The organism is Brevibacillus sp. FSL L8-0520, assembly GCF_037963895.1.
Classification (GTDB): Bacteria; Bacillota; Bacilli; order Brevibacillales; family Brevibacillaceae; genus Brevibacillus; species Brevibacillus borstelensis.
Map to the genome: position 1 here is coordinate 644,918 of NZ_CP150171.1, position 26,678 is coordinate 671,595.

Here is a 26,678-nt window from a genome sequence, read left to right on the forward strand (position 1 = left end):
TATCGCTTGCGTATCGTTTAAGCAAAAGATAACGATTAGGGGGAAGTCCATCATGAAAAAAAGGATAGGCGCTCTTTTGACCGGCATGGTCCTGGTATTGACGACAGTGCTCGCAGGCTGTACTGGCGGAGGGGGAGAATCCGCTGACACCGGGCAGCCGCAGCCATCTGCAGGTCAGACCAACCAGAATACACCTGCTCCATCAACTGAACCTAGCGTTTTTCGTGCGAACCTGCACAGCGAACCGTCGACAGCCGATCCGGGGCTGGCAAAGGATACGACATCGGGTACCGTGGTACGGGCGACATTTGACGGGTTGACTCGTCTGGATCAAAATGCCAAGCCGATGAACTCCATGGCCGAAGAGGTGAAAATCTCGGAGGATGGCCTGACGTACACCTTTACGCTGCGCGATGCCCTCTGGAGCAACGGCGATCCAGTCAAGGCAAGCGACTTTGCTTTCGCCTGGAAGCGGGCGCTCGATCCGAAGCTGGCTTCCGAGTACGCCTATCAGCTCTACTACATCAAAAATGCGCAAAAGATAAATGCAGGGCAGGCTTCGCCGGATGAGCTGGGCGCAAAAGCTTTGGACGACAAGACACTGCAGGTCACGCTGGAAAATCCGACTCCTTTTTTCCTGGAGCTGACAGCCTTTTACACCTATTATCCAGTCAATCAAAAGGTGGTGGAGGCAAATCCGGATTGGGCGCTGGAAGCAGCCACGCACGTTGGAAACGGCCCTTTTAAAATGACAGCCTGGGAGCACAAGAGCAAAATGGTGCTCGAAAAGAACGAAAACTACTGGGACAAAGAAGCGGTGAAGCTGGACCGCATCGAATTTGCCATGATCGAGGATGACAACACGGAGCTGGCAATGTTTGAAAAGGGCGAGCTCGACTGGGCAGGGCAGCCACTCGGCGGACTCCCGACCGATGCGATTCCCTCGTTGAAAGAATCGGGCAAACTGGTGATCCATCCGCAGGCATCGATGTACTGGTACAAACTGAATACGACCAAGCCGCCGCTCAATAACGCCAAAATCCGCAAAGCGCTCGCCTATGCGATCAATCGGCAGGATATCGTGGATAACGTCACCCAGGTAGGACAGGTGCCGACGATGGGAATACTGCCACAGACCATGATCTTGAAGCCGGATGGGTACTTCAAGGACAATGATGTAGAAACGGCCAAAAAGCTGTTGGCAGAAGGACTGCAAGAACTGGGGCTAAGCAAGCTTCCTGTTCTGACACTTTCCTACAATACGACCGATCGTCACAAGAAAATCGCCGAGGCCCTTCAGGATCAATGGAAGAAAGGGCTGGGGATCGAGGTCAGGCTGCAAAACAAGGAGTTTAAGGTCCACCAGCAGGACTTGCACGAGCTCAATTTTGAAATCGGGCGAATTGGCTGGAGCGCCGACTTCAATGACCCGATCAACTACATGGAAATGTATCGCGACAAAGACGGCGGGAACAACGACACCGGGTGGGAGAATGCCAGATACAAACAGCTGATCAGGCAGGCTGCAGCGGAGCTGGACCCGGAGAAGCGGAAGCAAATGTTTGCTGAGGCTGAACAAATTATTATGGATGAGATGCCGGTCATACCGATGTTCACGGATGTGGATGTCTGGGTGCAAAACGACAAGGTAAAAGGCGTCCAGGTTGATCCGCTTGGTTTTATCGACCTGAAATGGGCTGAAATCGCGAAGTGAAATGTCAGAACCGTTCCAAAAATGGGACGGTTTTTATTTTCTTTTACGTAAATAAATGTTTAAATAAAGTAAAATTAAACTTAGTTAAAATCGCTTCAATATTACTAAAAGTACGGTATATTAAATGAGGTGAGTTATAGGTTATAAGGGGGTAACAAATCGTATGAAGAAAAGTGTATTTGCAGCAATGAGTTCTATTCTCGTACTGAGTGCGGCGCTGGCCGGTTGCGGCGGCGGCGACAAGGCAGCTGACAATGCCCAAGGAAATACAACAACGAAAGAAGAGAGCACAGGTCCAAAGGTTCTGCGCTTGAACCTCCACTCTGAGCCGCCTACAGCAGATCCTGCATTGGCTGAAGATTCTACCTCTGGTGCACTGCTGCGCGCTACCTTCGACGGTCTGACCCGTATCGGCGAAGACGGAAAGCCGCATGAATCCGTAGCAGAAAAAATCGACATTTCCGAAGATGGACTTACCTATACATTCCACCTGCGCGACTCCAAGTGGAGCAATGGCGACCCGGTTACCGCGCACGACTTCGAATACGCTTGGAAGCACGCGCTGGAGCCTTCCGTAGCAGCCAACTACGCCTACCAACTGTACTACATCAAAAATGCTCAAGCATTTAACACCAATAAAGCAAAAGCGGAAGATGTCGGCGTAAAAGCGCTCGATGACAAAACGCTGGAAGTGAAGCTGGAGAACCCGACTCCGTTCTTCCTCGAGCTGACCGCTTTCTACACATACTACCCGGTTAACAAGAAAGTAGCCGAGGCAGATCCGAAATGGGCGACCGAAGCGAAGACTCACGTGGGCAACGGTCCGTTCAAAATGGAAACGTGGGAGCACAAGAGCAAGCTGGTTCTCGTGAAAAACGAAAACTACTGGGATAAAGATGCAGTAAAGCTGGACAAGATCGACTTCTCCATGGTTGAGGACGAAAATACCGAGCTGTCCATGTTTGACAACGGCGATCTCGACTGGGCCGGCGCACCGCTGAGCGCGCTTCCGACAGACGCGATCCCTGCGCTGAAAGAATCCGGCAAGATGCAAGTGCATGCCATCGCCGGTACCTATTTGTACAAATTCAATACGGAGCAAGCGCCATTTAACAATGCAAAAATCCGTAAAGCGTTTGCCTATGCGATCGATCGTCAATCCATCGTTGACAACGTGACTCAGGCAAACCAACAACCGGCTATGGGTCTCGTGCCGCCGACAATGGCTGTAGCGTCTGAGCCTTACTTCAAGGACAACGACATCGAAACTGCGAAAAAGCTGCTGGAAGAAGGCATGAAAGAAGAAGGCCTGACCAAGCTGCCGACTATCACGCTCTCTTACAACACCTCCGAAGGTCACAAAAAGATCGCGGAAGCTGTTCAAGACCAGTGGAAAAAAGCGTTTGGCATCGATGTCAAACTGGAAAACAAAGAGTGGAAAGTATACCTGGACGACCTGCACCAAGGAAAGTTCATGATCGGACGTTCCAGCTGGAGCGGAGACTTCAACGACCCGATCAACTTCCTGGAGCTGTTCAAGTTCAAAAACGGCGGAAACAACGATACGAAATGGGAAAATCCGAAGTTCCAAGAGCTGCTGAACCAATCCGCACTGGAGAAGGACGAAGCGAAACGCAAGCAAATCCTTGCAGATGCCGAGAAAATCTTCATGGACGAAATGCCGGCAGCACCGATTTACTACTACACACACTCCTACGTGAAAAACGACAAGGTAAAAGGTGTCGTACTCGACGGTCTCGGCTTTGTCGACTACAAGTGGGCAACAATCGAATAATCGCTCCGACTGGATCTGTCTGGTCTGAGATCAAAAAAGAAGGGCCGAGCGTCCTTCTTTTTTATTGTCCAAAGCGGCAATTTGTCGTTTTAGGAGGATAGTCTCGGGAAAGCATTGAAAAAATGTCGAAAAAATCCATCCTTTGACTCACCGCCAAATACAGCAAGTAGTGTTATGATCTGGGTAGATTTGGCAAGATATAGGGGGAGAAAGTAATCGTGAAGAAAAAGTCGAAATTGGGATTTTTGTCAGGATTTCTGTTGGGGTCCATCTTCTTTTCCAGCCTGACCTATGCAGCTACGCAATCTATTCCGGTCGATTTCAAGCCGATCAAGTTCATGGTAGACGGCAAGCTGCGTGAGACCAACGACGCGTTTTTATATAAGGGAGTACCTTATGCGCCGGTCGCATTTGTAGGTACAGCCGCAGGCAAAAATGTCTCATGGGATGCAAATGCAAGTACGGTGACGATCGGCGGCCCCGCGGCATCAGTCGGAAGCGAGACGAGATTGTCCTCACTGAAGTATTCCATGCCGTATGGACTGATTAACACAAAATCCTATGTCGACAACTGGGATAAGGGCTCTTTTTCAGCAGGGGGAACGGTTTACGATCACGGATTGGGTTATACGAATGTCGATAAGATCGCAAATGACAAGCTGCCCAACACGACCAGACAAGTGTTTAAAATCGAGCTGAATGGAAAATACAAAGCGCTGTCCGGTGTTGTAGCAGCAGATGACAATTCGCCGAATAAAACGGATTTGATCATCTGGAGGATCAAGGGAGACGGAAAAGTTCTTTTCGACAGCGAAAGAATGAAGGCTGGACAGAGCCAGTTAATCAATGTAAATGTAGCGGGCGTCAAAACCTTGGAGTTGGAAATTCGCAAGGTAGCCGGCAATGATAAAAAAGAAATTCACGCCTTTATCGGCAACGCGCTGTTAAAGTAGAGGGGTTACGACAACACAGCAATTGCTGCTAAAAAGCAGACTCTTTTGTTGCGTGCAAATCGCAGCGAAAGCGGTCTGCTTTTTTCTGTATCTTCAGCTTTTTCTCAATAGATTTGCCAATTCATTGGCTGTTTTCACGGAAATATTCCCAGCCGATACCGTTGCTGCTTCGGATCGTTCATTTTTGATCAATAAACATTTTTTATTAATTTATAAATTTCTTTATAAACAAATAAAATTTTATTAAATCAATCTAAAACTTATTTAAAAATAATATAAAAGGATGTATATTGATTAAAGATTTAGACAAGGGGGACAAGTGGCATGAAAAAGAATATTTTTGTAGCAATGAGTTCCATTCTCGTGCTTGGCGCTGCACTTGCAGGCTGCGGCGGCGGAAATACCGCTCAACCGGCTGACGGACAAAAGCCAGCAGAAAACCCGCAAGCGGCTGCTCCGGAAAAAACCGGTCCGAAAGTTCTGAAATTGAACCTTCATTCCGAACCGCCTACGGCTGACCCTGGCCTCTCTGAGGATACGACTTCCGCAGCGATCATCCGTGCGACCTTTGACGGTCTGACTCGTGTTGGTGCAGACGGACAACCTCATGAATCAGTGGCAGAAAAGATTGAAATATCTGAGGATGGCTTGACCTATACATTTAAACTTCGCGATTCCAAGTGGAGCAATGGCGATCCATTGACCGCAAAGGATTTTGAATACGCGTGGAAACGAGCGCTCGATCCGAAGACTGCTTCCAACTACGCATACCAGCTCTACTATGTGAAAAACGGGGAAGCGTTCAACAAAGGAAAAGTTGGCGCCGATGAAGTAGGCGTAAAAGCGCTCGACGAAAAAACACTGGAAGTAAAGCTGGAGAACCCGACTCCGTTCTTCCTGGAGCTGACGGCATTCCCGACCTACTTCCCGGTTAACCAGAAAGTAGTCGAAGCGGATGCAAAATGGGCTGGAGAAGCAAAAACCCACGTGGGTAACGGTCCGTACAAAATGGAATCCTGGGAGCACAAGAACAAGCTGGTTCTCGTGAAAAACGAAAACTACTGGGATAAAGACAGCGTAAAACTGGACAAAATCGAGTTTGCGATGGTAGAGGACGAGAATACCGAGTTGTCCATGTTTGACAACGGTGAAATTGACTGGGCAGGTTCTCCGACCAGCGCTCTGCCTACCGATGCGATTCCTGCATTGAAAGAGTCTGGCAAAATGAAAACCCAGCCGATCGCGGGTACGTACTGGTACAAGTTCAACACGGAAAAGCCGCCGTTTAACAACGTAAAAATCCGTAAAGCGTTTGCTTACGCGATCGACCGTCAATCACTGATCGATAACATCCTGCAAACCGGTCAGCTTCCGGCGATGGGCGCTCTGCCAATGTCGATGGCTGTCAACAAAGACGGCTACTTCAAAGACAACGATGTAGAGACAGCGAAAAAGCTGCTCGAAGAAGGTCTGAAAGAGCTCGGCATGAGCAAGCTGCCACCGATCACCCTGTCCTACAATACGTCCGAAGGTCACAAGAAGATTGCAGAGGCAATCCAGGACCAATGGAAAAAGAATCTCGGCGTAGATGTCAAACTGGAAAACAAAGAGTGGAAAGTATATATCGAAGACTTGCATCAAGGAAACTACCAGGTAGGCCGCATGGGCTGGCTGGGTGACTTCAACGATCCGATCAACTTCCTGGAGCTGTACAAGGAAAAAGACGGCGGCAACAACGATACTCGTTGGGAAAATGCGCAGTACAAGGAACTGCTGAACAAATCCGCAACCATCCAAAATCACGAGGAACGTTTGAAGGTTCTCGGCGAAGCTGAAAAAATCCTGATGGACGAAATGCCGATCATGCCGATCTACTTCTATACCCAATCCTGGGTACAAAAGGACAACGTCAAAGGCGTAGTTATTTCCGGTCTCGGCGACGTCGACTGGAAATGGGCAGATGTCGAATAAAAGATTTCCAAATAAAAAGAGGGCACAGGCGTGCTCTCTTCTTTTTTTTGCAACCATGGACAAATGACCAAACCCCCAGCCCTCCGCAAACATAGAGTAAAAAGGAGTACCACCACTTTGGGAGGGAAAAGCGCGTGGATATTGGAAAACTGCTCGGCATTGTCAAATCGATTCCAAAAGATAAGCTCAAGACAGACGCAGGTCTGAAGGAGGTCATCCGTGAACTCGGCAAAAAGTCGGGCAAGAAATTTTCCGACCAGGAGCTGAACAGCTACGTGTCCCAGTTCCGGAAAATGGCCAAAACGGAGAACGTCGGCAGCCTGATGAACAAGCTGGCGCAAAAAGGCGTCAATCCCAACGATCTCGGTGCCTTAAAGAAGAAATTCAAGAAATAACGACGGTGCAAAAGGAAGGGGGAGGTGGGTACGATCGCTGCAAAAACAAAGGCAAAGCAAAAACCAAAGAACAGCTTTTCACAAGCGAAAATGGCAGAAGCGATCCATCGAATCGCTGAAGCTCATACGACAAGCAACGAGCAAGTGATGCGCGAGATGCATCAGGTACGCCAGGAAATCCAGGAAATGAAAGCTACGCTGGACCGTTTGAAAGTGAGGCAGCCCTCACAGAGGCGAAGAGGGGGACTGTTTGGCAGGAGGCGTTCCATTCCCGTTGAACTGGAACCGCCAAAGCCAAAGCCCGCACTGCCTTTGGAAGACCTGCTGCCGCTCTTGCCCCAATTGGGAAATGTTATTCCCCAGCTGAAGAATCCCAAGGTGGCCGAATCGGTGAAGGTGTTGTCCAACCCGGCTGTAATCGCCATGATTCAACAATTTCTGACAAACGGCGGTTTAAAAGGCAGGACTGTCACACCCGTAAGTCGCAGGGAAAGAAGAATTTGGGGATAGCGAAAGAGACGTTCGAACTAAGAACGTCTCTTTTTTTTGCAAAAAGCGGCTATTTTTATGTCGGATGTTGCGTGAAATTGTCTGACGATTCAGTCTACACATTTTGCGCAATAGCCAAGATAATGGACATAGTTCGTGAATTCATTACCACAAGGAGGAGAATTATGCTGAAACACAAGGTCATTCCGATTGCTTTACTGGCAAGTTTGGCATGCAGTCTCCCTGTTTATGCGGCACCGCATCCGTCTGATGGCGCTTTTGACAACAAAATTGTAAAGCGAATCAAGGTTGACAACATTTATGAGACAATCGACTACCTTTCCAAGCAGCCCCGGGTAGCCGGGACAAAAGCGGAGCATGATGCTGCCAAATACATCGAGAAACAGTTCAAATCTTATGGGTATGATACCGAACTGCAGCCATTTGAGTTTTCCAGCTACAAGGAGCCGGACCGGGTATCCTTGTCTGTCAGCGGCTATGAAGATACCGAATGGGAATTGGGCAACTTTACATACGGAGTGAGCGGACAAGCCTCCGGGGAATTGGTGTATGCAGGCTTGGGCCGCGAGAGCGATCTGGAAGGCGTGGACTTGACCGGGAAAATCGCTCTCATCCAGCGCGGCGAAATCAGCTTCGGTGACAAGGTGTTGAATGCCGCTCGGGCAGGAGCTGAGGCCGTACTCCTGTTTAACAACAGCTCAGGGGTGATCAACGGCACGCTTGGAGGTCCAAACGACGACTTCGTTCCTGTGTTGGCCCTGACCAAGGCACAGGGGGAGGAGCTGCTTGCAAAATTGGAAGCGGGCGAGTCCTTGACCGCTGCTGTCGAGGTAGAGGGAGCAAGGATCGAGGACAGCACCTCCTACAATGTAATCGCCACGAAAAAGCCGGACAAGAAGAAAAGCACGGGTCAGATCATTGTGGTGGGAGCCCATCACGATTCTGTTGAGGGTGCCCCTGGAGCCAATGACGATGCCTCCGGTACGGCGACTACACTGGAGCTCGCCAGAGTGATGGCCAACATGCCGATCGATACGGAACTCCGTTTTGTTACGTTTGGAGCGGAGGAGAATGGGCTGCTCGGGTCTTACGCCTACGTGGAGTCTCTGTCAGAAGAAGAGATCGAAAGCACGGTCGGCATGTTCCAGATGGACATGGTCGGCAGCCGCGATGCAGGCAAGCTGATCATGTACACAGTGGATGGCGAGAAAAACATCGTCACCGACCTGGGTGCAGCGGCCGGATCACGCCTGTCGGAAACCGTTAACTATGGACGGGAAGGCCGCAGCGACCACGTTCCGTTTGCTGAGGTAGGCATCCCGGCAGCGCTCTTCATCCACGCTCCGGTTGAGCCATGGTATCATACGCCAGAGGACAGCATTGACAAGATCAGCAAGGACAAGCTCCAGGAGGTAGCGGAAATCGTGGGAGCAGCCGTTTACCAGATTGCCCGCCCAGATACGCCTGCCCTGGAAAACGCCCGGGTCGCTCCGAAAAAGGTTGAGTATGATTTCGAGGAAAGAGAGCTCGAATAGGTAGATGACTCGTCGCATCAGGCTGCCGGAATCTTTCGGCAGCCTTGTTTCGTCTAATCGATGACTGCTTTTGCCGTTCAGCAGTCGAATTGACGATGGGGAGGATTTGTTCGTCTCTTTCCGAAAAGGGATCTGTTCCCGTTTCGGGAATATGAATAGAAGAAAAACACGTTTTTGGCTTCAAATATTTGCGGGACAACCAGGTCGAAAAATAATCAAGGAACAACTACTATTTGGAGGAATACACAATGAGTGGGCTAAATGCTTTGTTTCGCAAAAGAATCGGCATTCCGGAGGACGAACAGATTATATTTGAACACTTGGACACCGTTCTCGAAAAAACGGCAAAAAACATCCCCTTTGAAAACTTTTGCATCATTGGAAATAAAACGAGCGAGATTACGAGAGAAAGCCTGGTAAACAAAATGCTCGTAAAAAAAGAAGGCGGCCTTTGTTACGAGCTCAATTCGATTCTGTACTTCTTTTTGCTTGAAAATGGCTTTGATGCAGTCCTGGCCCGCGGAGTTGTTTACAAAAACGAGACGCGAGAGTACCAGACGATTGGAAGAACGCATGTAACCATCCTGGTCGTTCACGAGGAACAGACGTATCTGGTGGATACGGGCTTTGGAGCGAATTTGCCGTTAACACCGGTTCCTTTGACCGGAGAGACTGTAGCCTCCGACAATGGAGAGTTTCGGATCAGACAAGTAGATAGCGAACACGGAGACTACGTTCTTGAGATGAAATTGAAGCATAAGGATGCCGACTGGAGGATCGGATACGCTTTCGATTCCAAGCATCCTGTCACCGACGTATCGGAATGGAATGAGATTCAAAGGATCATCGCCGAGCACGAGGATTCCCCGTTTAACAAATCTCCGTTGATCACAAAGATTACAGATCAAGGAAATATAACCTTAACCAATACCTCATTTACACAATGGCGGGATGGAGTCGTGACGAAGGAGAAGATTGACGATGCGAGATTCAAAGAGCTGTTGAAACAGTATTTTGGACTATAACGAACGAATCACGTATTCGTCCAAAACATCACTCGGGACCACGAAAATACTTAGTTTGCACTCTTTTAAAAGTAGCCATCGGAAAACGCTCTGCTGTTAAAAAACGATGAATACTTTAAAGAGTGTTTTTTTGTGAAAAAAGGACAAAAGTTTGAAGCGCGTAGTTTTTTAGATGAAAAGAGGCGATTGAGATGCATCGTCAAGAATAAACAAGCTGACCGCTAAAAAAGATTACAAGGGTAAACGAAAAAAGCCCAGCCCTGCACAATGGTGGCGGGGAAAGGCTTTCTTTTTGAGTGACACCAGCCCTGCGTAATGGTGGCGGAGAAAGTGAACACTCATCCGTATTTTAAGCTTAAATCAATTATAATATCCTTGAGGAATAACGTCAAGTTGACATTTCCAAATAGATGAAATGTATCAGTAGGGGGGAGAAGAAATGGGATACTATATTTATTTTGACGAATCTAACAAGCTCGATCAACCTAATGGTGCTTACTCTTATTACGGGGCATTTGGGACTAATGAAGCGACAATGAATGAGGTTGTTGAGCAGATCGAACGAATAAAAACACAACTTGGAACTACCAGAGAAATGCATTTTGCAGAGTATACAAACGATAAGGACTTTGGAAAATACTTTAAATCGATGAACTGTGTCATAAACTATGATATCCATATAAACATTTTTATTGTAAATAATGAAGATGCAAAACGTATTGGTAGCCCAATGGCTCTGACCATTACAGAACTGCGAAAGTTATTTTACGTAAAGATACCTGAGCGCCTCTTTTATGGTATGACACGTTATTTGAATAATGGCGAGACAGTAAAGATTTTCGTGGACAATAACCAAGAATATAGTGATTTGGAGGTATACAATAGGTTAGAGGAACAAATGAATGCTCACTCTGCTTACAGAAACAAAGGCTATCGAGTGGATACTGTTATTCCTCAAACATCAGATGACTCAATACCATTACAAATCGGATAGGAAATGTGGAAACAAATCGAATCGTTTTATTGACAAGGTCAAATCCCCCTGTTAAAAAAGCTGACATTTATTACTTGGAAACATCATGCGAAGACTATTTGTGTATTTAAGTGCCGAATTTCGGCACTTCAGCCTGTAGACAAAGTTCCGTAAGGAACAGGGTCTGCAGGCTTTTTTGTTGAATATAGAACATGTTACGTTTTCAAAAGTTATTTTTTAGAGGTGGCATTATGCTTAATAAGCAAGAGGCCGAAGGGCGTTATCAGATATCTGCATTCTCGCTAGATGAGTTGGTGCCAGAAGATCATCTCGTAAGAAAAATTGAAAATGCAATCGACTTTTCGTTCATCTATGACTTGGTGGAAAGCCTCTACTGTCATGACAATGGCAGACCCAGTGTTGACCCTGTAGTCTTAGTTAAAATTGCTTTCATCCAATATATTTTTGGAATTCGTTCCATGCGACAAACGATTAAAGAGATCGAAACCAATGTTGCCTATCGGTGGTTTATTGGCTATGATTTCAGTCAGCCCATTCCCCATTTCACGACCCTAGGCAAGAACTATGTTCGCCGTTTTCGGGATACTCAACTCTTCGAGTCGATCTTCCTTCGAATATTGGAGGAGGCGGTTCATCATGGATTCGTGAAGCCTGATGTGCTTTTCATTGATGCTACGCATGTAAAAGCCAGTGCGAATAAGCATAAATACGTGAAAGAAATCGTTGAAGAACAAGCGAAGAAATATCAAGAGCTGCTGGACGAAGAAATCAATCAGGATCGTATTGCACATGGAAAGAAGCCCCTTGAAAAAAAGACAGAAACTTCGAAGAAGGAGGTGAAAGTCAGCACAACTGACCCGGATTGCGGATTGTTTGTAAAAGGGGAAAAGGAACGTGTATTTGCTTATAGTTTTCATACAGCATGTGATCGAAATGGATTTGTGCTTGGTGCCAAGGTAACGCCAGGCAATGTGCATGACAGTCAGGTTTTTGAGGATGTTTTGAATCAAGTGCGAAAGACGTTTGCACAGCCTCAAGCTGTGGCAGTGGACTCGGGATACAAGACGCCTTACATCAGTAAAACACTCCTTGATGACCAGATTCGCCCCGTTATGCCCTACACAAGACCACGCACCAAAGAAGGTTTTTTTAAAAAGCACGAATATGTGTATGATGAATATTTCGACTGCTACATCTGCCCGAACGAGCAAATCTTAACATATGAGACAACAAACAAGGATGGGTACCGTATCTATCGATCAAATTCTCAAGTTTGCCGAAGTTGTCCGTTCTTGAAACAATGCACGGAAAGTAAAGACTACACAAAGAGAGTGAGTCGCCACATCTGGGCTGATTACCTCGAAGAGGTAGACCACCTCCGGCATACCGAGGAAAACAAACAAATCTATAGCAAACGGAAAGAAACGATTGAACGTGTATTCGCTGATATGAAGGAAAAGCATGGCATGCGTTGGACGACCTTACGAGGACTGGAGAAGGTCACGATGCAGGCGATGCTTGTTTTCGCTGCCATGAACTTGAAAAAAATGGCGACCTGGCTATGGAAATCAGGTCGCCAAAAGGTGAACGATCAAAACACCTTCGGTATTTTCATCAAATTATTAAACAAACTCCCTCTGCTGTTCGTTCAGCGAGGGAGTTTGTCTGCAACCTGAAGTGCCGAATTTCGGCACTTTTTTTCAGTATTCGACCGAATTTAGTACCAAAAGACTACAAACTTTGCAGGTGGTGCTGCGTCTAACTATACGGGGCAATTCATTCGCTCGGCTTCTTTTGCCAGAGGAAAACACAACATGAAGGAGGTCAGGATGAAAACACGTTTGTTACCGCTGTTTGTATTGTTGTTCCTGCTCATCATCCCCGGGTGGGCGTCAGCTGCAGGAAGCTCTGCGGCCCCATCGGTTCATCTGATGATTGGGGGACAAGCCGTACAGCCGGATGTACCGCCGATCATTGAAAAAGGCCGTACTCTGGTGCCAGTCAGAGTCATAGCGGAAGGTCTCGGAGCCAAGGTGGACTGGAATCAGGCCACGCGAACGGCCGTGATAACAAGAGGCCCGCAAACATTGCAGCTTACGGTCGGATCCAAAAATGCACTGGTGAACGGAAAAAAAGTGCAGCTGGATACTCCTCCTGTCATGCGGAATCAGCGAATGCTGCTGCCGCTGCGATTCGTCGGGGAATCGCTTGGAGTGACGGTAGGGTGGGACAACGCTTCGCGTACGGTCATTGCCAATGAAACGCCGGAAATGCGCTACAATGGCAATAAGCCAACACTGTCTCTCAAAGGCTTCCAGTACGGGGACAAGCTGTACATATCTGCCCAAGCCGCAGCCGAACAGGTAGGGAAAAAGGGACAGGTATGGAAGCATCCGGACCGCGGACTCACCATCGACGGCGAATTGGCTCTGCCATTGGAAGAGCTGGAGGCTGAGCTGGGTGGACGTTTCACCTGGGATCAGGGGAAAAACCGGGTGGAGATTGAACGGCTCGCTTACTTCACGGGAGTTACCCATGATGATGAGGTTGTGCGCATTGAAACAAGCCTTCCTGTGACGGCCAATGCGTTCGTCCTGCAAGGACCGCATCGGATTGTCCTGGACCTGCCCCAGACAGAGTTGGATCAGGATTTGTTGGACAAGCTGAAGAAAAGCAGCAACTCTGACGACTACGAGGGCGGGGAAACAAGTGTGGACGATGAAGATCAGGATGCTGACGCTGACGAGAAAAAGAAAGGCAGCGATCAGGATGACGACGACAAAGAAAATCGCCACACGGACGCTTCACGGGAGTCGGACGAAGCAGATGACCAATCCGCAGCTGCTGAGCACGAAGACGAAGAAAAAAGCAAAAAGGACACTCTGGTGCAAGACGTGCGCTACAGTCAGTACAGCGCATCGCCGCAAACTGTGCGTGTCGTCATTGAGCTCAACCAGAAGAGCAAGTATAATCTGGAGTATACGGAAGACGGCATTGAAGTAAAGCTTTCGCCTGTTCCGAAAAAGACGGGATTCCTCATCGTAGTGGATGCCGGTCACGGAGGCAAGGATCAAGGCGCCAAGGGCGTGAACGGAAATATCGAAAAAGACTTCACGCTGGCTGTCGCCAACAAGCTGGTACAGCTTTTGAAGCAGTATCCGGAGTTTCAGGTAGAAGCAACACGCTCTACAGATGTGTATTTGACACTTGACGAGCGCGTTGTTTTTGCCAATGAGCGGCACGCCGATCTGTTCCTGTCGGTCCACGCCAATTCATTTACGAAGCCGACCACCGGCGGGACGGAAACCTTTTACTATAACGCCAACAGCAAGAATCTGGCCGAGGTCGTTCACCGTCACCTGCAAGGGGCGACACAGTTCCCGAATCGCGGGGTGAAACAGACAGGCTTCTATGTCATCAAGCATACGACGATGCCTGCCGTTTTGACGGAGACAGGGTTCCTCTCAAATCCGGGGGAGAATGCCAAATTGACGTCCCCGGCGTTCCAGCAAAAGGTGGCGGAAGCACTCGCGGCAGCCATCCGTGAATACTATCAGTCCTACCACTAAGAAATTGCGAAGGGCATGGATGAGAAAGGGAGGTTTCCGATGAAAAGACGCATGACGTTTTGGGTGACAGCAGCTGCAGCGATCCTTCTGGTCACAGGATGTGGTCAGGGAAAGGCGCCGCAAGCGCAGCCGCCCGCGGAACAAACGGAGACGCCCGGCTCCGCTGCTCAGCCGGAAACAGAGCAGCAGAAAACGAAGCAAACGATCGCTCTTTATTACACCGATGACAATCTGATGGAATTGAAGAAAGAAGAGCAGGAGATTGCTTACACAGATGATCTGGACAAGTACAAGCAGGCGATAGCCCTTTTGGAAAAGCCAAAGGATGAAGCTCACGCGCCGTTGTGGAAGGACTTTCACTACCACTCTGTCACATTCGACAAAGGCACGCTGACGATTGATGCAGACGGCAAAAACGTCTACAACCTTGGCTCCAGCGGGGAAGGAATGGCGATTGATGCGTTGAAGGATACGCTCTTCCAGTTTGACGAGGTACAGAAAATCGTCATCCTGGTCGATGGAAAACCGACTGAATCGCTGATGGGTCATGTAAGCATCGATGAGCCGTTAACCAGACAATAAACCGATAAATCGTAAAAAAGGCACGTCCTGGATGGTCAGGATGTGCCTTTTTTATTGTTCCGGAAAGCTTCACTCTGTCAAGCCCGTTCCCGGTCGCCTACCAAAAACTTGATCGAGTAGATGCCAGCAAGCCCAACCAGAGTATATACGATTCGGCTGACAAGCGAATTCTCTCCGCCAAACAGGGTAGCGACGAGGTCAAACTGGAACAAGCCGATCAATCCCCAGTTGAGAGCACCGATAATAACGAGAATCAATGCCAGTTTATCCATCGTATGTTTCACTCCTTGAAAAAAGTAGTAATAGTCTGCCCACTTTATCAAGCGATTACTCAACGAAATGGCCAATCTTTAAGAAAGCTTTACAAAGCCAAAACAATAGAACAACATTCCGCCTGTATCATCTGTAAGTGGAAAGAGGAAAACAAACCGATTTTAAGGAGGATTTTCATCGTGAAAAAACTCGGTAGTTTGATGCTGGCACTATCTCTCGCAGGTTCCATTCTCGCCGGATGCGGCAGCAACAGCGCAACATCTGCTCCAAGCTCCAATGGCGCTACAGGTTCTACCGGCGGCACGGAGGCAACGACTCCTGCAGCTGATAACAAAACAGCCAGCAATCTGTCGGGAACTGTTAAAGTAGATGGTTCTTCCACCGTATTCCCGATCACGGAAGCGGCTGCGGAGGAGTTCCAAATAGCAAACCCTGGCGTACAGGTAACGGTCGGGGTATCGGGTACAGGCGGCGGCTTCAAGAAGTTTGCAGCCGGCGAAACGGACATCAGCAATGCCTCCCGTCCCATTAAAGAAAAAGAAGCGGCAGCAGCGAAGGAAAAAGGAATTGATTTCGTTGAAATCCCGGTTGCCTATGACGGTATCTCCGTCGTCGTCAGCAAGGAAAACGGCTTTGTTGACAAGCTGACAGTCGATGAACTGAAAAAGATTTGGGAGCCGGACAGCAAGGTGAAAACATGGAAAGACGTTCGTCCGGAATGGCCAGCTGAAGAAATCAAGCTGTACGGGCCGGGAACGGATTCCGGAACATTCGAATACTTCACAGAAGCGATTGTAGGCGAGGCTAAAAAGAGCCGTCCTGACTACACCGCCAGTGAAGATGACAACGTGCTGGTACAAGGTATTGCCGGCGACAAAAACAGCTTGGGCTACTTCGGTTATGCGTACTTCGAAGAAAATGCAGACAAGCTGAAGCTGGTTCCGATCGACAACGGCGATGGCAATGCGGTAACGCCTACTTTTGACACGATCAAAGACGGTACCTACAAGCCTTTGGCTCGCCCGATCTTTATCTATGCAAACAAAAAGTCCCTGGAAAAACCGGAAGTAAAAGAGTTTGTGAAGTTCTATCTGGAAAACGCTCCTGAACTGGTCAAATCGGTATTCTACGTACCGCTGACCGATGACAAATACAAAGAATCGCTTGCCAAGATCCAGTAATCCTGACAGCGGGTGCACGAGGAATGTGGCGTTATGATCGAGATAACGCCACTTTTCCCTCTGTCCGCGAGAGGAAAGGGGATGTTCACGTTGGGTAGACAAGAAATACTAACATTAAATCAGGAAGTACGCTCGAAAAAAAGCCAGATTGTCGTCAAAAACGAGAAGAAAAATAGAGAATTCGGCATCCGCACGTTTTTGATCGCGTGTGCCTTCGTATCCGTTTTGACTACAGTCGGCATCGTCATGGTGCTTTTGTTTGAAACGATCAGCTTTTTCAAAGAAGTGTCGCTCTTTTCCTTTTTAACGGACACCAAGTGGACGCCGTTGTTTATACCGCAGCACTTTGGCATTTTGCCCCTCTTGTCCGGGTCTTTGCTGATTACGCTGGGGGCTTGTCTCGTTGCCCTGCCGTTTGGGCTGATGACAGCGATTTATTTAAGCGAATATGCGCATGAAAAAGTGCGTCGAACGATTAAACCGATTTTGGAGGTTCTCGCGGGTGTTCCGACAATCGTTTACGGCTACTTTGCCTTGACGTTTGTCACGCCGCTCATCCGCAGCATTTTTCCCGATACCGGGGTGTTCAACGCCCTTTCCGCCAGTATCGTGGTCGGTATCATGATTCTCCCCATGGTTGCTTCCTTGAGTGAGGACGCGATGGTGGCCGTTCCCCGTTCGCTTCGGGATGCCGCCTACGCGCTGGGAGCGACCAAGCTGGAGGTAGCGACCAAAGTCGTCGTGCCTGCAGGCCTGTCGGGGATTATTTCATCATTTGTACTTGCTTGCTCCCGCGCGATCGGAGAGACGATGATCGTGACGATTGCGGCCGGAGCTACGCCCAAGCTGACGCTCAATCCGCTGGAAAGCATCCAGACGATGACATCCTTTATCGTTCAGGTCAGCGGCGGAGACATCGAGCATGGCTCGATTGAGTACAGCACCATTTTTGCTGTTGGCATGACTCTGTTCCTTCTTACTCTTGGCATTAACATCATTGCGCAGTGGATTACGCGCCGCTACAAGGAGGAGTATTGATGTCGGCAGGAAATCTGACTCGTCGAAAAATCTATGACAGGGCCTCCCGCGTAGTGTTTTTGCTCGCTACGCTGCTAGGTGTAGCTGCCCTGGGCATATTGCTATATCGCATCCTTTCAGATGGTCTTGGCTGGCTGGACTGGCAGTTTATCTCCAGCTTTGCCTCCCGTTTTCCGGAAAAGGCGGGTATCTTGTCCGCGCTGTTCGGCAGCTTGTGGATTATTGGCATAACCGCGCCAGTCGCCTTTATTTTGGGGATTGGAACGGCGCTGTATTTGGAAGAGTACGCGAAAAAGGGCTGGTTCACCAACCTGATTCAGGTCAATATCAACAATTTGGCCGGCGTACCGTCGATTGTCTTCGGGATTTTGGGTCTCGGTTTGTTCGTGGAAGGCTTTCTGTTTGGCCGCACGATTCTGTCCGGTGCGCTGACGATGGCTCTCCTGGTCTTGCCGATCATCGTCGTCGCTTCCCAGGAAGCGATCAGGAGCGTGCCGCAGCATTTGCGAAATGCTTCTTATGCGCTGGGGGCGTCCAAATGGCAGACCATTCGGGGCGTCGTGATTCCCGCTGCATTTCCGAGCATTTTGACCGGCTTTATTCTGGCCCTGTCTCGTGCGATCGGAGAGACGGCGCCTTTGATCGTAGTCGGAGCGGTTACGTTTATCGCTTTTGTACCGAGCTCTCCGCTCGACCAGTTTACGGTCCTGCCGATCCAGATCTACAGCTGGACATCCAAGCCGCAGGATGAGTTTAGGGCGATTGCCGCCGCCGGTATTATCGTGCTGTTGATCGTGCTGTTTACACTGAATGCGACCGCGGTTTACCTTCGCAATAAATATCAGAAGCGCTATTAATAGAGGAACTTTTACAAAGAGAGGGGTCTGGCAACCGTGAGTATCATCGAGGTACGCGATCTGAACCTGTATTATGGACAACACCAAGCCCTGCACAATATCAATATGGAGATTGAAGCGAACAGCATCACTGCTTTTATCGGACCTTCCGGCTGCGGTAAATCGACGTTCCTGCGGACGTTGAACCGGATGAATGACATGATTCAGGGCGTGCGAATCGACGGCAGTGTGAAGGTCGTCGGCGAGGACATCTACGAGTCCAGGGTGGACGTAGAGATTTTGCGCAAAAATATCGGCATGGTTTTTCAGCAGCCCAATCCGTTCCCAAAAAGCATTTACGAAAATATTACCTTCGGCCCCAGATTGCACGGCATTACAGACCGCAACAAGCTTGACGAGATCGTGGAGAGCAGCTTGAAAGCAGCAGCCCTGTGGGGGGAAGTAAAGGATGTTTTGAAGAAACCGGCCTATGGCTTGTCCGGGGGCCAGCAGCAACGCCTCTGCATTGCTCGCGCTCTGGCCGTGAATCCGCAAATTTTGCTCATGGATGAACCGACATCGGCCTTGGACCCGATTTCTACGGCAAAGATCGAGGAACTGCTCGATGAGCTGAAAACGACCTACACCATCGTCATCGTTACGCACAACATGCAGCAGGCAGCCCGCATCTCCGACAAGACAGCCTTTTTCCTGAATGGAGAGCTGGTTGAATTCGATTCCACACCGGTCATTTTTCAAAATCCGTGTGACAAGAGAACCGAGGATTACATTACAGGACGTTTCGGTTAAAGAGAATCTGTAGTATCGTAAGAGAGCGGACACAAAAGTCCGCTCTTTTTGGTGTGTCCTGACAGGGAAGGTCTTTGGCGGCTGCTTCTGCCAGCTGTCTTCGCCAAAAAGAGGAGAGCTTTTCGCCATGTAATGAATACACGACTTTAGCATGTGCAGAACAGAGAGGAGAAACACAACCGTGGTCTGGCTTTCATTACTCATTTTTGCTGTGACACTCATCCTCGTGGTCTGGCAGCCCCGAGGATTGTCGATCGGTTACCCGGCAGTGGGAGGTGCACTGCTCGCATTGGCGACAGGCATCGTCACGATGGCGGATGTCGGCGAGGTGACGGGAATTGTCTGGAACGCCACGATTTCCCTTGTTGGCATCATCGTTATTTCCCTGATTTTGGACGAAATCGGCTTTTTCGAGTGGTCAGCCCTGCACATGGCGAGGCTGGCCAAAGGAAATGGCCGTCTGATGTTTATGTATGTGATTTTGCTCGGCACGCTTGTCTCGGCGCTGTTTACCAATGACGGGACTGCGCTGATTTTGACCCCGATTGTGCTGGCGCAGGTGAGAGCGTTGAAGCTGCAGCCGCAAATGGTGCTTGCTTTTGTCATGGCGAGCGGCTTTATTGCCGATACCAGCTCTCTTCCTTTTGTGGTAAGCAATCTGGTCAATATCGTCTCCGCCGACTACTTCGGGATCGGCTTTGCCGAATACGCCGCCAGGATGCTGCTGCCCAATCTGTTTTCTGTCGCCGGCAGCTTGCTTGTTCTGTTTCTTTATTTCCGTAAAAGCATCCCGCGTCGCTATGAAACCAGTGTGCTAAGGGAGCCGCGAGAAGCGATCAGGGACGTGAGGATGTTTCGGCTGTCCTGGCTGATTTTGGCTGTGCTTCTGACCGGTTTCTTCGCGAGCGAGTGGCTGGATATTCCCGTATCGCTGATCATAACCGGTGCCGCCCTTGTCTTTTACCTGACGGCGAGGAGAAGTCCCGCCATCGAGACAGAACGTATCTTGAAAGGGGCTCCGTGGGTAGTGGTCATCTTCTCCATTGGCATGTATGTGGTCGTATGGGGGCTGCACAATGCGCAGCTGACTGAAGTCGTCAGAGGATGGCTGGAACTGTTTGCGGCCCACGGACTGTACGCCGCCACATTGGGCATGGGATTTGTCGCTGCAGCACTTTCTTCGCTCATGAACAATCTGCCGACAGTCATGTTCGACGCTCTGGCGATTCAAGGGTCAGGGGCCGAAGGAATCGTCCGGGAAGCGCTGATTTACGCCAATGTCATCGGCTGCGATCTGGGGCCAAAAATTACGCCGATCGGCTCGCTCGCGACGCTCTTGTGGCTGCACGTATTGAACAACAAAGGTGTCAGGATTACGTGGGGGCAATATTTTCGGACGGGCATCGTCCTGACTGTCCCTACGCTGTTCATCACATTGACCGGTCTGTATTTGACGTTGCGGATATTTGGATGAAAAAATGGACGTCGGGCAATGGAAAAAACTGCAAAAACCGCTTCCAAGAGAGCGCTTTTCTTTTTCACTGCGGTAAACAGTCGGATACATCCACGAATGGCGCTGATTTCAAGTGCTTGCTCCGATCACGGCCGGAGCGAATTGACCGGGAAAAAGACAAGCGTTCACCGATCTGTCGACATCATATCTTCCCTGCCTTATGTCCGTGTAGTATACTTGTAATCAGAAACGCAAGGCAAAGGGTGGGTTTTTATGGACACAGATTTGATGCAGGTGTTGTATTTGTCTGAGATTTACAAACTGCTCGGCGACAAAACACGCTTGACGATCATGGCTCTCTTGCAGGTACAATCCTTTTGTGTACGAGATCTCGTGGAGATTCTGCAAACGTCCCAACCATCTGTCTCTCAACACTTGGCCAAACTGAAGACACACGGTTTGGTTAAAGAAAAACGCAAGGGACCTTGGGTGTTTTATTCCCTTAACACGGAGTGTTCACCCGCCATTCGGCAGATTTTGCAGCATTTGCCGGATATGTCGCCAATCGTAAAGGACAAAAAGGCTACAGCAGCGCATTCGCTAGGTTGACGTATAGGAAAAAAGCGTTGGATCAGGAAAGATCCAACGCTTTTTTTAGTTGTTCCTTGTCAAATCCGTGGATGACAATACGGTCGCCGCTATCTTTTTCGATCAGAGTAACCGGTGTCATGCTGGCCCCAAGTCCAATCGCTTCCTGAAAATAAGCGTCATTTTCACGTATGTCGCGATCCTCAAAGGCAACGTTTTGTTGCGACAGCCACATTTTTTCTTCCTGGCAAGGGCCGCAGGTTTTTTGTGTATAAATAATAACGGTTTGAGCCATAGTCCATTTGCTCCTCTCATGCTTTTACATTGAACGTACATATTCGCGGCAGGCGGCAGCTCTTCCTGCTTCTCGTTATAGCATAACCAAACGCGGCTTGATTAGCGGCTGGGATTTAACCCCCTGTTGTCGAGGTGAGGAAAAAACAGGCGGGGATACGGGGGCATTGCTCAGCACACATTATATTCAGTGACGTCGAGGAGGTGAAAAGACCATGCCGAAACAAAACAAGCAAGCAGGTATGAACCAAGCGATGCGCAACCAAACCGCTACGAACGCAACTGAGTTTGCGAGCGAAACCAACGTGTCGGAAGTACGCCGCCAAAACCAGCAATCCGCTGCGAATGCGGCTCAACAAGCGCAGCAACAACCGACTGAATAACAAACCCTTTAAGAGCGCCTCTCCCCCCGCAGCGATTGCGGGGGGTGTTTTATTTGTGTGCTTGCCAATAATGGATCGTAAGTGTTATGTTGGCAGCAAAATAAGTCGGGGAGAAATGATTGGTATGATAGTTGGCATCGGCATTGACATCGTTGAAATTCATCGCATTCAAGCGATTTTAAAGCGCCAGCCGCAGCTGCTTCACCGGATTTTTTCGGAAGCGGAAAGGAAGCTGCTAGAGGGGAAACCAGAGGGAAGGCTGGCTGAGTACGTAGCAGGGCGCTTTGCAGCCAAAGAAGCAGGAGCCAAGGCGCTCGGGACCGGCATCGGTGGGGCTGTAGGTCTGCATGACCTTCAGATCGCCCCAGGGACGACAGGAAAACCGGAACTGACGATTACCGAGGCGGCATGCAACCGGATCGGACATGACCCCTCCAAGCTGCGAATCCATGTAAGCATTTCCCACAGCAAAGAGTACGCAGTAGCGCAGGTGGTCATCGAATCGAAAGAATAGAGGACAACTGCAACTTGTCTGCATATTGGGACGAGATGGGACATAGATTTATATCGCGTAGATTAGGAGGGACTACCTGCTCTAGCCAGAATGGGAAGTTTGCTGAAAATCAGCGATAGACTAACACCTGCGGCCCATCAGAGGATGACAAGATATGCGCTGATCGGATGAAAGAATGACAGATTTCCCAGGAAATAGACAGGGGAGCCCTTCTTCGTCGAAAAATGCAGACAAGGAGGAGTTCTTTGAATGAAACGGGCAGCACTTCCATTGGCGCTCTTGTTGGTCTTTTCTCTGCTGCTCGGCGGCTGCTTCGGTCAAAAGACACCGGAGGACATTGTCGATGATCTAGGCAGTACGCTGGACAAAATGGGGGGCTACAAATCACAAGCAGTTTTGACCATGCAAACCAGCTCGACTCCCATGGAGTACGATGTGGAGGTCTGGTACGAGAAGCCGACCAACTACCGGGTAGCCCTCACCTCCAAGCAGCGGGGAATCACACAGATCATCCTGCGAAATAACGAAGGTGTGTTTGTGCTTACGCCCCATTTGAAAAAAAGCTTCCGTTTCCAAAGCGGATGGCCGGAAAACAATGGGCCGCTGTATCTCTACGAAACGCTCGCCCGCAGCATTATCGACGATACCGAGCGTAAAATGAACATGGACAACAAAGACTACGTGTTTGAAGTAAAAGCGAATTACAGTGGAAACCGCTCGCTCACGAAACAAAAAATTTGGCTGACAGAAGACTTGAAACCAAAACGCGCAGAGATCATGGATTCCAATCTGGATACGCTGGTCAAGATCAACTTCACGGAATTTGTGTTTAATCCGACATTTGATCAAGATGCCTTTGACAAAGATCGCAACATGACAGCCAGCTCGATGTCTGTCATCCCGACGATGGCACAGGCATCTCAGCCAAGCCAGCAGCCGAACAGCCAGTTCGGGGTCATCGTTCCAACGTACATGCCTGAAGGTGTGAAACAGGGAGACATTGAGCCGGTTACCCGGAATGGTCAAAAGACGATCGTCCTGCAGTACAACGGAGCGTATAACTACAAGCTGATCGAGTCCCGTCCGACCGAGGCCACCGTTTCATATGAACAGGGAATGCCTGTCGACCTCGGATTTACGATCGGGGTGCTGACCCAAACGGCAGATAATCAGCGTTATCTGACCTGGGAGCTGGACGGCGTCGAGTTTACGCTGACGGGAGACCTGCCGGAGGTTGAAATGGTTCAGGTAGCTCAATCCACATACGGTTTGGGCGGAAAATAAGGACGAATCCAAGCCGCCGCAGTTTCAGCTTTGAGCGCAAGAGAAATGTCCGCATCACACTGAGATTCCGTTTTCCTTTCTCGCAAATCAAAGATGTTGCAACAAACACGCCCGGTCCTATGCAGGATCAGGCGTGTTTTTGTTTAAATTCTTACGGTAGTGTTTTCCTAGGAAAGTCCCTGTATCCGATTGTGATCACAGCCTAGTTCTATGGATTTTCAGCGGGGCAGGGGAAGGGACAGGGGCCTCTTCGCCTGACGTTATTGGGCCCCTTTCCAAATCGCAAAGTGTCCGTATTATATGAAAAAAACCATACATTTGTGCTTAACGAATTGACACCTTCTGTCCAAAAGAGATAAAGTCAGAGTAACTATGCTATGAGGTGAAGCGGTATTCATGAAGAAACAGTCGAACGACATTTTGTATCAAGAGGAATCGGGGTATAAAGACCTTCTTTTGCGGAAAAGCATGAAGATGCGGATTATGGAAACGCTAGCCTTTGTCATCGGAATGCTTTTGTTGTCGCAGTTCTTTGACTCCAGAACGGACGCATTCAAGATCTTTGCTTTTGCCATCGCGATTGCGGTGGTTGGCTTGGCCCCGTTCCTGTACAAATTCACGCTGCGTCCCTCGTATACACTGACAAAGACTCACCTGATCATTCGGATGAGCGGACAGGAAACCAGTTATCCGCTTTCCGAGGTGGAACCGATTTTTGAAGGGCGCCATCTGTACAGAGTGGGCGGAAAGCGCCAGTCGCTGATGGTTTCCAGGCAGTTTCTCAATCACTTGAATGAACGCTTGTATCTATACCAAAAGGGCAAAAAGAGGAGATAGCAAATGAAACCGTTTTGTCGCGACACGTGGGTAGAGGTAGATCTGGACGCCATTTCGGCCAATGTAGCAAGCTTTCGTCGGCATATTCCTGAAACAACGGGGATTATGGCCGTAGTCAAAGCGGATGGATACGGGCACGGGGCCGTGCACGTAGGCCAGGAGGCATTGCGGAGCGGCGCCGATTCACTGGCGGTAGCCATGCTGGACGAGGCAGTCGTGTTGCGCGAGGCGGGAATTACTGCCCCTGTCCTTGTTCTCGGCTATACCCCGGTCGACTCTGTCGAAACTGCCAGCCGGCTCGGAATTGAACTGACCGCTTACCATGCCGACTGGATCATACAGGCGAACGAGCGGATCGAGCAAGCCGGTGCAAAGCCGATCGGCATCCATATCAAAACGGATACCGGCATGGGAAGACTCGGAGTGCGTACAGCCGAGGAGCTTCTTCACGTCGTGAGAGCCTTGGAGCAAAGTCCGTTCCTTGATTGGACAGGAATATTTACCCACTTCGCCTGTGCGGATGAAGAAGATACAACACATGTCAGACGTCAGCACCGGCAATTTCAGGAGCTGCTGGCCGCCCTTCGCGAGGCGGGAAAAACGCTTCCGCGCGTGCACTGCTGCAATACGGCCGCCGCGATTGTCTTTCCTGAATGGGGGTATGATACGATCCGTTTGGGCATAGGTTTATACGGGTTATATCCTTCTCCGTTTTTGAAGCAGCGGGAACAGGTGAAGCTGGTGCCGGCGTTGTCCCTGAAAACTCGCATTTCCCATGTGAAAACGGCAGCGGAAGCAATGACGGTAAGCTATGGAGCTACGTACACCGCCAAGCCAGGTGAAACAATCGCCACGCTCCCGATCGGCTATGCAGACGGCTTCTCCAGGTCGTTGTCCAATCGCGGCTTTGTTCTGCACGAGGGCAGACGTTCTCCCATTGTCGGCAGGGTGTGCATGGACCAGATCATGGTCAGGCTGAATGGCGCTTCCGCGAAGGTAGGCGACGAAGTAGTGCTCTACGGTCGCCTGGGAACGGAAGAAATTTCATTGGACGAAGTAGCTGAGCTCGTGGGGACCATCAATTATGAGATTCCGTGCATGCTGAATTACCGGCTTCCGCGTGTTTATCGCAAAGACGGGAAAGTGTCGGAGGTGTTTCATCCGTTGACGATGACACATGCGCCAGCACAAAGTGTCAATAACTAGCAGCAAAAAGCAGGCAGGAATTTCGGAGCAAAGCACGAATACTAGTAAAGCGCAAAATCGGGTTATTCCCGAAGCGACCGGACAGGTATATTTTTGCAAATGGTTCGACATAATGGTAGTGACCCATACTGGTAAGTGGTAACAAGCACTGCGGATGTTACGGTCATGGTTGGAGGTGGATTTGTCTTGTCCAAGTCAAACACGAAACGCATCATGATCAGCCTGCCACAACACTTGCTTCAGGAAGTGGACGGCGTAATTCAAAAAGAAAAATCCAATCGCAGCGAGTTTATTCGCCAAGCGATGCACCTGTATCTGAAGGAGCGCAAAAAGCGCGTCATTCGCGAAACCATGCAAAAAGGGTACATGGAAATGGCGAAAATCAACTTGAAAATGGCATCGGAGGCATTCGGCGCTGAAGAAGAGGCTGACCATACTCTTGTCCGCTTAGTTAGCGGGGTGTGACATGTGATTGTCAAACGGGGCGATGTATTTTTCGCTGACCTGTCACCGGTCGTCGGCTCCGAGCAGGGAGGCGTGCGACCCGTATTAGTCATCCAAAACGATATTGGCAATCGATTTAGTCCGACGGTCATCGTCGCTGCCATCACAGCGCAGATTCAAAAAGCAAAACTGCCGACGCATGTAGAGATTGACGCAAAAATGTATGGATTTGATCGTGACTCCGTCATCTTGTTAGAACAGATTAGAACCATTGACAAGCAAAGACTGACCGATAAGATCACTCATCTGGACGACGAGATGATGGATCGAGTCAATGAATCGCTGCAAATTAGCCTGGGAATCATTGACTTTTAAATAAGGAATGGTAATATTACGAGCAGGAAAGAAAAACCACTTGGATAGCCAGTGGTTTTTTTGCTGTGATTGCAGGGATTTTGCGCCCTGGCATCGAATGGTGTACAAGAAAAAAGACA

General features: G+C 49.4%; 27 protein-coding genes. 25 read left to right on the forward strand and 2 right to left on the reverse strand.

Translation table 11 applies throughout. The features are described 5' to 3' along the window. Positions 1–52 precede the first annotated feature (52 nt). The 12 genes from NSQ24_RS03535 to NSQ24_RS03590 all read left to right on the forward strand — a co-directional run bounded on the left by NSQ24_RS03535 (position 53) and on the right by NSQ24_RS03590 (position 15,043). Positions 53–1,714 (forward strand): peptide ABC transporter substrate-binding protein, encoded by a 1,662-nt coding sequence (locus NSQ24_RS03535; protein WP_251238192.1) that lies wholly within the window; start codon positions 53–55, stop codon positions 1,712–1,714. Between the two features lie 163 nt (positions 1,715–1,877). Then, positions 1,878–3,509 carry a peptide ABC transporter substrate-binding protein gene (locus NSQ24_RS03540; RefSeq protein ID WP_003389813.1) on the forward strand — a complete coding sequence of 544 codons (1,632 nt, stop codon included), beginning with the start codon at positions 1,878–1,880 and terminating at the stop codon, positions 3,507–3,509. A gap of 218 nt (positions 3,510–3,727) precedes the next feature. Then, positions 3,728–4,462, forward strand: a complete 735-nt coding sequence (locus NSQ24_RS03545; RefSeq protein WP_003389812.1) for an NPCBM/NEW2 domain-containing protein — start codon at positions 3,728–3,730, stop codon at positions 4,460–4,462. A gap of 324 nt (positions 4,463–4,786) precedes the next feature. Beyond that, positions 4,787–6,433, forward strand: a complete 1,647-nt coding sequence (locus NSQ24_RS03550; RefSeq protein ID WP_003389811.1) for a peptide ABC transporter substrate-binding protein — start codon at positions 4,787–4,789, stop codon at positions 6,431–6,433. Positions 6,434–6,567: 134 nt separating this feature from the next. Then, a complete protein-coding gene (locus NSQ24_RS03555; protein WP_003389810.1) occupies positions 6,568–6,828 on the forward strand; it encodes a hypothetical protein in 261 nt (86 codons plus the stop codon). Between the two features lie 24 nt (positions 6,829–6,852). Beyond that, a complete protein-coding gene (locus tag NSQ24_RS03560; RefSeq protein ID WP_327970542.1) occupies positions 6,853–7,338 on the forward strand; it encodes a hypothetical protein in 486 nt (161 codons plus the stop codon). Between the two features lie 164 nt (positions 7,339–7,502). After that, positions 7,503–8,873 carry a M28 family peptidase gene (locus NSQ24_RS03565; protein WP_003389808.1) on the forward strand — a complete coding sequence of 457 codons (1,371 nt, stop codon included), beginning with the start codon at positions 7,503–7,505 and terminating at the stop codon, positions 8,871–8,873. A gap of 248 nt (positions 8,874–9,121) precedes the next feature. Further along, positions 9,122–9,898, forward strand: coding sequence for an arylamine N-acetyltransferase (locus NSQ24_RS03570; protein WP_172920681.1), 777 nt, complete (start codon positions 9,122–9,124; stop codon positions 9,896–9,898). 439 nt (positions 9,899–10,337) lie between these two features. Then, positions 10,338–10,892 (forward strand): DUF3800 domain-containing protein, encoded by a 555-nt coding sequence (locus NSQ24_RS03575; protein WP_339167255.1) that lies wholly within the window; start codon positions 10,338–10,340, stop codon positions 10,890–10,892. 230 nt (positions 10,893–11,122) lie between these two features. Continuing rightward, on the forward strand, positions 11,123–12,568 hold the full coding sequence (locus tag NSQ24_RS03580) for an IS1182 family transposase (RefSeq protein ID WP_024985259.1): 1,446 nt from the start codon (positions 11,123–11,125) through the stop codon (positions 12,566–12,568). 153 nt (positions 12,569–12,721) lie between these two features. Next, positions 12,722–14,461, forward strand: coding sequence for an N-acetylmuramoyl-L-alanine amidase (locus tag NSQ24_RS03585; RefSeq protein WP_039070421.1), 1,740 nt, complete (start codon positions 12,722–12,724; stop codon positions 14,459–14,461). A 39-nt stretch (positions 14,462–14,500) separates the two neighbouring features. Beyond that, positions 14,501–15,043, forward strand: a complete 543-nt coding sequence (locus NSQ24_RS03590; protein ID WP_024985096.1) for a GerMN domain-containing protein — start codon at positions 14,501–14,503, stop codon at positions 15,041–15,043. Positions 15,044–15,120: 77 nt separating this feature from the next. Here NSQ24_RS03590 and NSQ24_RS03595 read toward each other — a convergent pair whose 3' ends face one another. Beyond that, positions 15,121–15,315: a DUF378 domain-containing protein gene (locus NSQ24_RS03595; protein ID WP_003389804.1), complete on the reverse strand. Its 195-nt coding sequence runs from the start codon at positions 15,313–15,315 to the stop codon at positions 15,121–15,123. Positions 15,316–15,495: 180 nt separating this feature from the next. Here NSQ24_RS03595 and NSQ24_RS03600 point away from each other — a divergent pair, with 180 nt between their 5' ends. From NSQ24_RS03600 to NSQ24_RS03625, 6 genes are all read left to right on the forward strand, one after another. Beyond that, complete coding sequence (locus NSQ24_RS03600; protein WP_172920114.1) at positions 15,496–16,497, forward strand: PstS family phosphate ABC transporter substrate-binding protein; 1,002 nt, start codon at positions 15,496–15,498, stop codon at positions 16,495–16,497. Between the two features lie 90 nt (positions 16,498–16,587). Then, complete coding sequence (gene pstC / locus NSQ24_RS03605) at positions 16,588–17,535, forward strand: phosphate ABC transporter permease subunit PstC (RefSeq protein WP_227277995.1); 948 nt, start codon at positions 16,588–16,590, stop codon at positions 17,533–17,535. After that, positions 17,535–18,392 (forward strand): phosphate ABC transporter permease PstA, encoded by an 858-nt coding sequence (pstA, locus tag NSQ24_RS03610; protein WP_003389799.1) that lies wholly within the window; start codon positions 17,535–17,537, stop codon positions 18,390–18,392. Before pstC ends, pstA begins: the two co-directional genes overlap by 1 nt. Before the next feature lie 36 nt (positions 18,393–18,428). Beyond that, on the forward strand, positions 18,429–19,181 hold the full coding sequence (pstB, locus tag NSQ24_RS03615; RefSeq protein ID WP_024985095.1) for a phosphate ABC transporter ATP-binding protein PstB: 753 nt from the start codon (positions 18,429–18,431) through the stop codon (positions 19,179–19,181). 181 nt (positions 19,182–19,362) lie between these two features. Next, positions 19,363–20,655 (forward strand): arsenic transporter, encoded by a 1,293-nt coding sequence (locus NSQ24_RS03620; RefSeq protein WP_338462628.1) that lies wholly within the window; start codon positions 19,363–19,365, stop codon positions 20,653–20,655. Positions 20,656–20,907: 252 nt separating this feature from the next. Further along, positions 20,908–21,243 carry a metalloregulator ArsR/SmtB family transcription factor gene (locus NSQ24_RS03625; RefSeq protein WP_003389796.1) on the forward strand — a complete coding sequence of 112 codons (336 nt, stop codon included), beginning with the start codon at positions 20,908–20,910 and terminating at the stop codon, positions 21,241–21,243. 22 nt (positions 21,244–21,265) lie between these two features. Here the strand turns inward: NSQ24_RS03625 and NSQ24_RS03630 are convergent, their stop codons facing one another. Further along, positions 21,266–21,517, reverse strand: coding sequence for a glutaredoxin family protein (locus NSQ24_RS03630; RefSeq protein WP_024985093.1), 252 nt, complete (start codon positions 21,515–21,517; stop codon positions 21,266–21,268). A gap of 214 nt (positions 21,518–21,731) precedes the next feature. On the opposite strand from NSQ24_RS03630, the gene NSQ24_RS03635 reads away from it, so the two are divergent. The 7 genes from NSQ24_RS03635 to NSQ24_RS03665 all read left to right on the forward strand — a co-directional run bounded on the left by NSQ24_RS03635 (position 21,732) and on the right by NSQ24_RS03665 (position 26,559). Then, positions 21,732–21,899: a gamma-type small acid-soluble spore protein gene (locus tag NSQ24_RS03635; protein WP_003389794.1), complete on the forward strand. Its 168-nt coding sequence runs from the start codon at positions 21,732–21,734 to the stop codon at positions 21,897–21,899. A gap of 124 nt (positions 21,900–22,023) precedes the next feature. Further along, positions 22,024–22,413 carry a holo-ACP synthase gene (gene acpS / locus NSQ24_RS03640; RefSeq protein ID WP_003389793.1) on the forward strand — a complete coding sequence of 130 codons (390 nt, stop codon included), beginning with the start codon at positions 22,024–22,026 and terminating at the stop codon, positions 22,411–22,413. Between the two features lie 249 nt (positions 22,414–22,662). Next, positions 22,663–23,697 carry a DUF4367 domain-containing protein gene (locus NSQ24_RS03645; protein WP_339167257.1) on the forward strand — a complete coding sequence of 345 codons (1,035 nt, stop codon included), beginning with the start codon at positions 22,663–22,665 and terminating at the stop codon, positions 23,695–23,697. Between the two features lie 396 nt (positions 23,698–24,093). Then, complete coding sequence (locus NSQ24_RS03650) at positions 24,094–24,534, forward strand: hypothetical protein (RefSeq protein WP_003389791.1); 441 nt, start codon at positions 24,094–24,096, stop codon at positions 24,532–24,534. 3 nt (positions 24,535–24,537) lie between these two features. Next, positions 24,538–25,740: an alanine racemase gene (gene alr / locus NSQ24_RS03655; RefSeq protein WP_339167259.1), complete on the forward strand. Its 1,203-nt coding sequence runs from the start codon at positions 24,538–24,540 to the stop codon at positions 25,738–25,740. 165 nt (positions 25,741–25,905) lie between these two features. Further along, complete coding sequence (locus NSQ24_RS03660; protein WP_024985091.1) at positions 25,906–26,205, forward strand: CopG family ribbon-helix-helix protein; 300 nt, start codon at positions 25,906–25,908, stop codon at positions 26,203–26,205. A 3-nt stretch (positions 26,206–26,208) separates the two neighbouring features. After that, positions 26,209–26,559, forward strand: a complete 351-nt coding sequence (locus tag NSQ24_RS03665; RefSeq protein ID WP_003389786.1) for a type II toxin-antitoxin system PemK/MazF family toxin — start codon at positions 26,209–26,211, stop codon at positions 26,557–26,559. The last annotated feature ends 119 nt before the right edge of the window (positions 26,560–26,678 follow it).